8 protein-coding genes are annotated in these 8,694 nt (G+C 46.7%); all 8 read right to left on the bottom strand.

Annotation, left to right across the window (positions count from 1 at the left end; genetic code table 11):
* Positions 1-28: 28 nt before the first annotated feature.
* On the bottom strand, positions 29-475 hold the full coding sequence (gene fliJ / locus AB4238_RS18415) for a flagellar export protein FliJ (RefSeq protein ID WP_372034758.1): 447 nt from the start codon (positions 473-475) through the stop codon (positions 29-31).
* Between the two features lie 30 nt (positions 476-505).
* Entirely contained in the window at positions 506-1,846 is a 1,341-nt protein-coding gene (gene fliI / locus AB4238_RS18420; protein WP_372034759.1) for a flagellar protein export ATPase FliI, read from the bottom strand.
* Positions 1,815-2,777: a flagellar assembly protein FliH gene (gene fliH, locus AB4238_RS18425; RefSeq protein ID WP_372034760.1), complete on the bottom strand. Its 963-nt coding sequence runs from the start codon at positions 2,775-2,777 to the stop codon at positions 1,815-1,817. The genes fliI and fliH overlap by 32 nt, the downstream gene beginning before the upstream one ends.
* Positions 2,777-3,832, bottom strand: coding sequence for a flagellar motor switch protein FliG (gene fliG, locus AB4238_RS18430; protein WP_372034761.1), 1,056 nt, complete (start codon positions 3,830-3,832; stop codon positions 2,777-2,779). The genes fliH and fliG overlap by 1 nt, the downstream gene beginning before the upstream one ends.
* On the bottom strand, positions 3,822-5,519 hold the full coding sequence (gene fliF, locus AB4238_RS18435; RefSeq protein WP_372034764.1) for a flagellar basal-body MS-ring/collar protein FliF: 1,698 nt from the start codon (positions 5,517-5,519) through the stop codon (positions 3,822-3,824). The genes fliG and fliF overlap by 11 nt, the downstream gene beginning before the upstream one ends.
* 41 nt (positions 5,520-5,560) lie before the next feature.
* Positions 5,561-5,893, bottom strand: a complete 333-nt coding sequence (gene fliE, locus AB4238_RS18440; RefSeq protein WP_220737923.1) for a flagellar hook-basal body complex protein FliE — start codon at positions 5,891-5,893, stop codon at positions 5,561-5,563.
* Positions 5,894-6,179: 286 nt separating this feature from the next.
* Entirely contained in the window at positions 6,180-7,535 is a 1,356-nt protein-coding gene (locus AB4238_RS18445) for a sigma-54-dependent transcriptional regulator (protein ID WP_372034762.1), read from the bottom strand.
* 3 nt (positions 7,536-7,538) lie between these two features.
* Positions 7,539-8,618: a PAS domain-containing sensor histidine kinase gene (locus AB4238_RS18450; RefSeq protein WP_372034763.1), complete on the bottom strand. Its 1,080-nt coding sequence runs from the start codon at positions 8,616-8,618 to the stop codon at positions 7,539-7,541.
* Positions 8,619-8,694: the final 76 nt, after the last annotated feature.

Genomic DNA, 8,694 nt, shown 5'->3' on the forward strand with positions numbered 1-8,694 from the left:
TAATGCAATTGATATTAGTGTTTTAAATCTAGCGGCGGGATTTACGGTAAAACTGTTGCGAGGCAAACTCATCAACCATTTTCTGTTCTCTGCGTTGTTCAGCAAGCTGGGCTTTTTCAGCTTTATTCGCCAATAGCAGCTCTACAGCTTTACGCTTTTGTTGTTTCTCTTGCCAATGAGTTTGTCGATGTTGTTGTTGGGTGTGTGCTTCTTGAACCGAATTGACTTGCTGGACGATGGCATCGTCCACCTGACGCACGAATTGATGAAACTGATGATAGTAACTCGCGCTGATATTTTTACCTTGCTGCTGCTCCATCTGTTTCATGTAATCTAAACGATAGTCTTGCAACGCCTTTAGCTGGCTTTGTCTGCGCTGTAACTCTAACTGAGCCGCACGCAGTTGCAGTGAAGCTTGCTCTTCGGCTTCTTGGTTTAATTTAAGTACAGTAAAAAGTGGATCAGCTTTGGCCATTTATCTATTACTCATTGATTCTGCTCAATTCTAAACCTGGCATTGCGCGCCCAACTGACTCAACATAAGCGTACTACTGTCAAAGGTAATAGCATCTTTCATCGTTTGACGTAAAAAGGCATTCATAGCGGGCTGCAGGCGAATTGCATTATCAATTCGAGGATCGCTACCCTGGGTATAAGCGCCAATAGAGATCAAATCTTTATTCTGCTGATAAAGCGAATAAACTTGCTTTACTCGGCGCATCGCCTCTAAGTGCTCTGTGGTTATCACCATAGGCGCGACACGACTAATCGACGCTTCGATATCTATCGCTGGGTAGTGACCGGAATCGGCCAACGAACGAGAAAGGACAATATGGCCGTCAAGGATTGCTCGTGATGCATCGGCAATAGGATCTTGTAGATCGTCGCCCTCTGTCAGCACCGTGTAAAAAGCAGTAATCGAGCCCTGTTTACCACCACCATTGCCGGCTCTTTCCACCAGTTTAGGCAGTTTGGCAAAAACTGAAGGCGGATAGCCTTTAGTGGCAGGTGGTTCACCGACCGCCAACGCTATTTCGCGCTGCGCCTGAGCGTAACGGGTTAAACTATCCATCAGTAGCAGTACGCTGTATCCCATGTCGCGAAAATACTCTGCGATCCGTGTTGATGTTTCACAGGCACGTAAGCGCATTAATGGCGAGGTATCTGCCGGCGCGGCAACAACAACTGAGCGTGCACGGCCTTCAGGCCCTAAAATCTCTTCGATGAACTCTTTGACTTCGCGGCCACGCTCACCCACTAACCCCACCACAATGATGTCGGCGGTTGTGCCTCGGGTCATCATGCCTAACAGCACACTTTTACCCACACCAGAACCAGCAAATAGCCCCATTCGCTGACCTTTACCTACTGTCAGCATTGAGTTAATGGCACGCACACCCACATCAAGTGGTTCGCTAATTGCGCGTCTTGCTAACGGGTTTATTGCGGGAGCGTGAGTCGGTGCTTTTTGATCGGTTTGCAGGTTGCCTAAGCCATCAATCGGCAAGCCACTACCATCAAGTACTCGGCCTAGTAATGCCAGTCCGACACTTAAGCCTGACTGTTGCCCAAGTGGAGTGACTTTTGCACCAGGCAGCACGCCGCTAAGTTCTTCAATTGGCATCAAGTACAACAGCTCGTCGTCGAAACCAATCACCTCCGCCACAAGCTCACCAGACATGGTTTCTATCGAGCAAAGACTGCCTACTGAAGCGCGGCAACCGGTAGCTTCTAGCGTTAAACCCACCACACGAACTAGCTGTCCGCTGGCTTCGGCCACAAAAGGGGTCACCTTGCTGTGGTGCTGCGCAAGCTTACTGCGCAGTCGGTGTTGGCGTGTTGGCATGTTCACCTTCGGCGACTGGGACGGGTTCTTGAGTTTGCTGTTCTTGTTGTGTCTCCATTGCTGGAGCGGAATTAGACTCTGCACTCTCAACAGCAACTTGCTTACTCGCTCTGTGATTAAGTAGCGCTTCCTCTTGCTGCTCTTTTTGCTGCAGTAGATCTTGCTGAGTTTTTTCTAACTCAAAAAAGACATGTTGAATACGAGTATCGACCGTCATATCGATATGACTGCGCCCGCTACTAATAATACAGTCACCAGCGGATAAGCTTGGATCGGCTTCGATATCCCAGCGGTTTTTTTCTAATTGCGCTGCACTATAGAGCCCGCTAATCAATGCTTCGTCATCTGGCGTCACTCTGATATTCACTTGTTGCTGTTTAATCGGCAGCGAGTCAACACCTTGGCGCAGCGCACTTAATATATGTTCAGGGTGTGTTCTAAGCTCGTGGCCAATAACGGCCTTTGCAAGACTCATAGAGGTAGATAGTAACTCTTTCTCAATTTCGGTATCGAGTATGCTCAACGGTTGCTCGAATTGCTCAAGTAATGCCTCAAAGCGTTGTAACATCTCCGCAGCAGCTTGGAGACCAGCTTCATGCCCCTGCTCTTTTCCTTGTTCAAAACCTTCGCTATGACCCTGTTCTAACCCAGCCAAACGACCTTTTTCAAGCCCTTCAGCATGACCGGCCTCTTGCCCTTGAACAAAGCCTTCTCGTTCAGCATCGGCGCGGATATCTTCAATCTCGGTCAATGTCGGCGGTAAAATAGCTTCAGCTTCGCCATCATCCTCAATGTCGATACTTGAGCCATGTCGACCAAACATATTCAATGATGAAGTATCTACTGCTTGGCTAATATCGGGCAGATCCCAGTGACCAAACTCATCGGTGGTATTAACCGTCGCCCCTTTAGGCTCTTTTGAGTCAGCCATTATAAGAACTCTTCACCACTGCCACCGCCAAGCATCAGCTCACCGCTTTCGCTTAGACGACGTGCAATCGATAAGATCTCTTTTTGTGCCACTTCAACTTCACTGATCCTAATCGGCCCCATCGCTTCTAAATCATCTCGCAGCAATTCGGCCGCGCGTTTAGACATGTTACCAAGGAGCTTCTCTTTGAGTTGATCATCAGTGCCTTTTAGTGCCTTCATCAGTACATCTTGCTGCACCTCTCTAAGCAGCACTTGAATGCCCATGTCGTCGACATCACTTAAGTTCTCAAACACGAACATAAGATCTTGGATCTGTTGCGCCATCTCTTCATCAGACTCACGCATGGTTTCCATAAGATGGCTTTCAACGCCCGTATCGAGATAGTTCATGATATTTGCAGCCGCTTTTAGGCCACCCATCTTCGCTGCTTGCGCGCCGCCTTGACCAGCAAACTGTTTCTCCATGATATCGTTAAGCTCTTGAAGTGCTGCGGGTTGCACCTCTTCAAGGTTAGCGATTCGCATCATGAGATCTAAGCGTGTATTTTCAGGGAATTGCGCAAATATTTCTGCGGCTTGATCCGGCTCTAAATATGATAAAACAATGGTTTGGATCTGCGGATGTTCGTTTTGAATGATAGTTGCAACTTGGCGTGCATCCATCCACTTTAGGGAGTCGAGGCCTTTAGCTCCACTGCCCATAATGATCTGTTCAATCAAGTTGCCCGCTTTGTCTTCACCTAGTGCAGCAGTCAATGCCTTACGAACGAATTCTTCACTGTTGAAACCGATAGAAGAGTATTTTTGAATATCGTCCAAAAACAGCTTATGCACTCCGATGACCTTTTCTTGGCCGAAGTCCTGCATTGCCGCCATCGCCATGCCGACCTTCTGCACCTGTTTGGGCTCTAGGTGTTTCAATATAGAAGCCGCATCACTTTCGCTCAGGCTCAGCAACAATATGGCTGTTTTTTCAATACCATTTAAATCTTCTGGCTTAAACCCTGGTGCAGGTGCTACTGCTTGCCCCTCTACGGGAGTATTATTTGTCATCTTCAATTAACCAATTTTTCACGACTTGCGTCGATAGTTCAGGTTCATTCGCGACAATCGCGCGGATGGCTTTAATCATGTCATCGTCTTTATGCAAGTCGGGAATTAAAATCGAACCGTCATCGGCATAGCTGTATTCAGCTTCAGGGCGCTCTAACATGCCTAATGTATCAGCAGCATATTGATCTTCTATCTCAGCCAGTTCATCGCCCACCTTTGGCTCTTCTGGCAGCTTGGCGCTATCAGGGTAGACAATACGCTTTAGCATTGGACTGATAATAAACATCACTATCGCTAATGCAACTAAGGTACCTAAGCCTAATTTTACTGCACGCCAAAACCAAGGTTGTTCCCACATTTCTGGTGCTGGCGCATCTTCTATTAACTGATCCATAAACGGCACGGTAACAACTTCAATCATGTCACCGCGCTGGGTGTTAAAACCAACGGCACCTTCGAGTAAACGGCGAATGTTTGCCAGCTCTTGCTCAGTGCGAGGGACGCGCGAAACACTACCATCTTCAGCAGCAGGCGCATTTTTAAAATCGACAGCAACAGAGACGCTGACACGTCTTAATGTACCTATTTGCTGGCGAGTGTGACTGATAGTGGTATCAAGCTCAAAGTTTCGCGTGGCTTCTTTGTGGCTACTACCACTGCTAACAGACGTTGTTTCTGTACCCACCTCTTGTGGAATATCTGAATTCATCGGAGGCTGATTAGACAATGCCCCGGGGATCCCACCAGTGGTTCCGCCGTTAGAGTTATTCTCAACAACCATCTCACTGCGCAGTGCCGGTAAGTCGGGATTATAACGCTTAGCGGTTTGCTCTACGGCTGTAAAGTCCATGCTAACGTCTACTTGCGAGGTAAAGTTTTCTGGCCCTAGAATCGGCATCAAAATTGACTCGACCTTGTTACGATATTCAGACTCTTTTTGTTGAACAATTTCCAGTTCACGTCGCGCAATGGCTGACACGCCATCTTGGCTACCTGAATTTAATAGGCGACCATTTGAATCGGTGACGGTGACTTTATTTGGCTCTAGGTTGTGAACCGCTGACGCAACGATATCGACTATCGAATCGACCTCTTCTTGACCAAGACCACCACGGCGAGTGTTAACAACAACGGTTGCGCTTGGCTTAGAGCGATTGCGAGCAAAAACGTTCTCTTTTGGCAAGGCTAAGATAACTTTGGCGCGGCTAACACTTTTAAGCTCTTCAATAGCACGAGCAAGGTTCTGTTCCTGGCTGTGTTTAAGGCGAGCTTGCTCCATACGCTGGCTAACACCAAAACCACTGTCTTTACTTAAATAGTCATCATTGGCAGCAGCTTGATCTAAACCAGCACGGCTTAGCATCATTTTTACATCTTGATATTTATCTTCAGGGACTTTTACCACATCACCTTGGATCTGGTATTTAATTTTATTTTTATCGAGTTCATCGAGTACTTGAACCATCTCTTGCGTACTCATTTGTCCTAAAGGACGGTATTCAGGCTCTTGTGCCCAAATCATCACAAAAACAGCTAATGCTAAACAGATAGCCAAGGCTAATATCATGGTCACTTGGCGTAACATGTCGATATTGCCAATCGATCCCATCACACCTGGCTTATGTTCTTCTTGAACGCCACCAGACTGCCCTGCAGCAGCGACATTTGAACCTGTTCCTACGACCATTTCTGTACTCACAATTGCTACCTGCTGTTAGTAGTTAAGGCCTAAACAGGCATACTCATAATGTCTTTATAAGCTTCTACGAGCTTATTTCTTACTTGCACGGTTGCTTCAAAAGCAACGCTCGATTTTTCACGCGCGATAACCGTATCAGATAATGTCACTGTGGTATCGCCCATATCAAGGCGAGTGGCCAAATTAGATGCATTTGACTGAAGTTCGCTCACATTTCCAACAGCTTGAGAGAGAAGTTGACCAAAATCAGCGCCTGAAGTGTTGTTCACTTGGCGGGCAACACTTGTTTGAGTGCCTTGAGTACCGATTTGACCGTTAAGTGACTGCATCTCTTGCAGTAAAGAATTAGCGCCGATTTGCATAACTATCTCCCAATGTCGTTTTCTTGACGAAAATCTTAATTGAACTAGATAAAGCAGAAATCGTGCCAGTTTATAGAAAGGTATTAATAAGGTTTGAAGTAGTGGATTTAGCTTCAGGCCATAACGGCAAAGCAAAGCGACGGTATAAATGCCGACCTACGTTTACAGCAGCGACTCATTATGGAGAAAGCAACAGCAAAAACCTGACTCTTCTACTGTTACTGCTCTTTGCTAGTAAGGCTGAGAACACTCAAATAGCAGACTGCGTATTAGTCCTTGTTAGCGCTTAAGCCGGTATTTCAATCCCAGAGTCACGCATTTTAGCCATTTTATAGCGCAAAGTACGCGCGCTGATCCCCAGTTTTTCAGCAACCTCTTTACGACTGCCGTTGCACTGGCTCAGAGTCTCCAAAATGATCACATGTTCTTGCGCTTTAAGTTCATTCCCTAAGCCGTCAAGCTCATTGCTCTTAGTCTCCTCTTCTACCGAGTTAACCTCCGCAGTTAATGAGATATCGCAAGAATCGATAATAATGTCAGCAATGGTGATTTCAGTCCCGACACTCAATATAAGTGCTCGCTGCACCACATTATCAAGTTCTCGAACGTTACCAGGCCAGCGGTGTGTCAATAGTCGCCGGGAAGCACATTCTGCCAACTCAGGGACTTCAGTTCTGTTCATCGCCGTTGCATGGCGACTAATTAAGTGTCTTGCCAAAGGTAAAATATCAGCTGGACGCTGATTCAGCGCAGGCCATGTCAGCGGGAAAACATTAATTCGATAGTAAAGGTCTTCTCTGAATTCGCCAGCCTCAGCCATCGCTTTTAGATCTCGGTTAGAGGTTGCTAGTACCCGCACATTCAATTTAATGGTTTTGCGTCCGCCTAAACGCTCAACTTCACGCTCTTGAAGCACGCGCAGTAACTTAGCTTGCAGACCCACTTCCATCTCAGAAATTTCATCCAGCAGTAACGTACCGCCTTGTGCCTGCTCAAACTTTCCGGGGCAAGCTTGATATGCGCCGGTAAACGCCCCTTTCTCGTAGCCAAACAAAGTCGCTTCCAGCATATTTTCTGGAATTGCCGCACAGTTAATAGCTACAAATGGCTCTGTCGCACGCTGACTGTGTTGATGTATATAGCGAGCTAATACCTCTTTACCACTACCACTTGGGCCCATGATCATCACCGACGCATCAGATACAGCAACTCGCTGCGCTAAAGATAACAGTGCTAGACTCTTTTCATCAGCAACAACAGGACTGCCTTCTATCGATTTTGCAGGTAGATAGCGCGATACTTGATTAAGCAGTACTTCTGGTGAGAATGGTTTAGCTAAATAATCTACCGCACCCAGTTTCATTGCATTGACTGCGTTATCTATGGTCGCGTAAGCCGTCATCAATAGCATCGGTACTTTGGGATGGTACTGTTGCAGGTAATTGAGTAGCCCAAGGCCGCCAATCCCCTCCATTTGCACATCGCTTATCACCATGTCAAAGCGGTCATTTTTAAGCGCTAAAATACCCGCTTCAGCCGACTCGACATCAACGCAATCATATTGTGCCAACATTAAGGTATCTAATAATGCCTCTCTTAATGAAGCATCATCTTCAACTAACAGTAATCTTCCTTCAGACATGCTCTACGCTCCAACCACTGTATCAGTGATAACTTGTGGTTTCGCCAGTGGGAATTTAAGCGCAGCGGTGCAGCCTTTACCAACATGGCAGCTAAACTGCATCATGCCGCCATGGTTATTAACCACTGACTGCACAACCGCTAATCCGAGCCCTGTTCCCTGCGCTTTAGTGGTAAAGAAAGGTTCAAGCACTTGTTGCTGCATGTCGCTATCTAATCCCTTGCCGTTATCAATCACATCAACATGCAACGCGGTTTCGCTGTCGTAGGTCTTTATAGTAATTGTAGTTGCGCCCGCCTCGATACTGTTAACGACCAAGTTGTTGATGGCCGAACTTAAAGCTGAATCATTGGCACGTATAGGCTGAGTGGCATGGTTAATAAATTCAAGCTGGCAGCCTTTTTGAGCTGCGATTGGCAGACAGTTATTCAACACACTGTCGATAACCTCTTCAATACTGACGATGACATCTAACTCTTGCTGACGGCCTTTTGCCATCAACAGCATGTCATTAACTTGGTGTTCGAGCTCATTAAGCCTATCAACTAACTTGCCTTGAAAACGTTGTCTGGCACTATCTGAAATCTTCGGGCTTGCAAGGTTTGATGCATACAATAATGCGGCGCTCAAAGGCGTCCGGACTTGGTGAGCAAGTGTTGCCACCATTTTTCCTAATGCTGATAACCGCTGCAGATGAGACAAGTTTTTTTGCAGTAAACGAGTCTCTGTCAGATCGGTTAATACAATCAGCTGACCAGGCTCAGGCGTTAGCGGCGTTATCGCAAGCTTTACCCGTCGACCATTACGCAGTGACACTTCATGGCCATCATCATCTTTCGGTGAGAAAGCTTGATTGATCACTTTAAACCAGCGCAGTCCCTCTAAGGGTCCACCAAGTAGCTCAATGGCAACCGGATTCGCATCAGTCACAATCCCGTCGCCATTAATGATCACCACACCTGACGGCATCGCTTGCAAAATATGCTCCATACGGTTGGACATATTAGCGGCTTGCTGAACATCGACCAATTGTGGGCGAGTATTAGTAAGCGGATCAAAATTTGGCTGGGGAACTGCGGACATAAAGACTCCGTCAAAAAACTGTATATAACGGAGTTAAAGCAGGTTTTGTGCCAATAAGCAGGAAATGCAGGAAATG

Source organism: Shewanella sp. 10N.286.45.A1 (assembly GCF_041470405.1).
Taxonomy (GTDB): Bacteria; Pseudomonadota; Gammaproteobacteria; order Enterobacterales; family Shewanellaceae; genus Shewanella.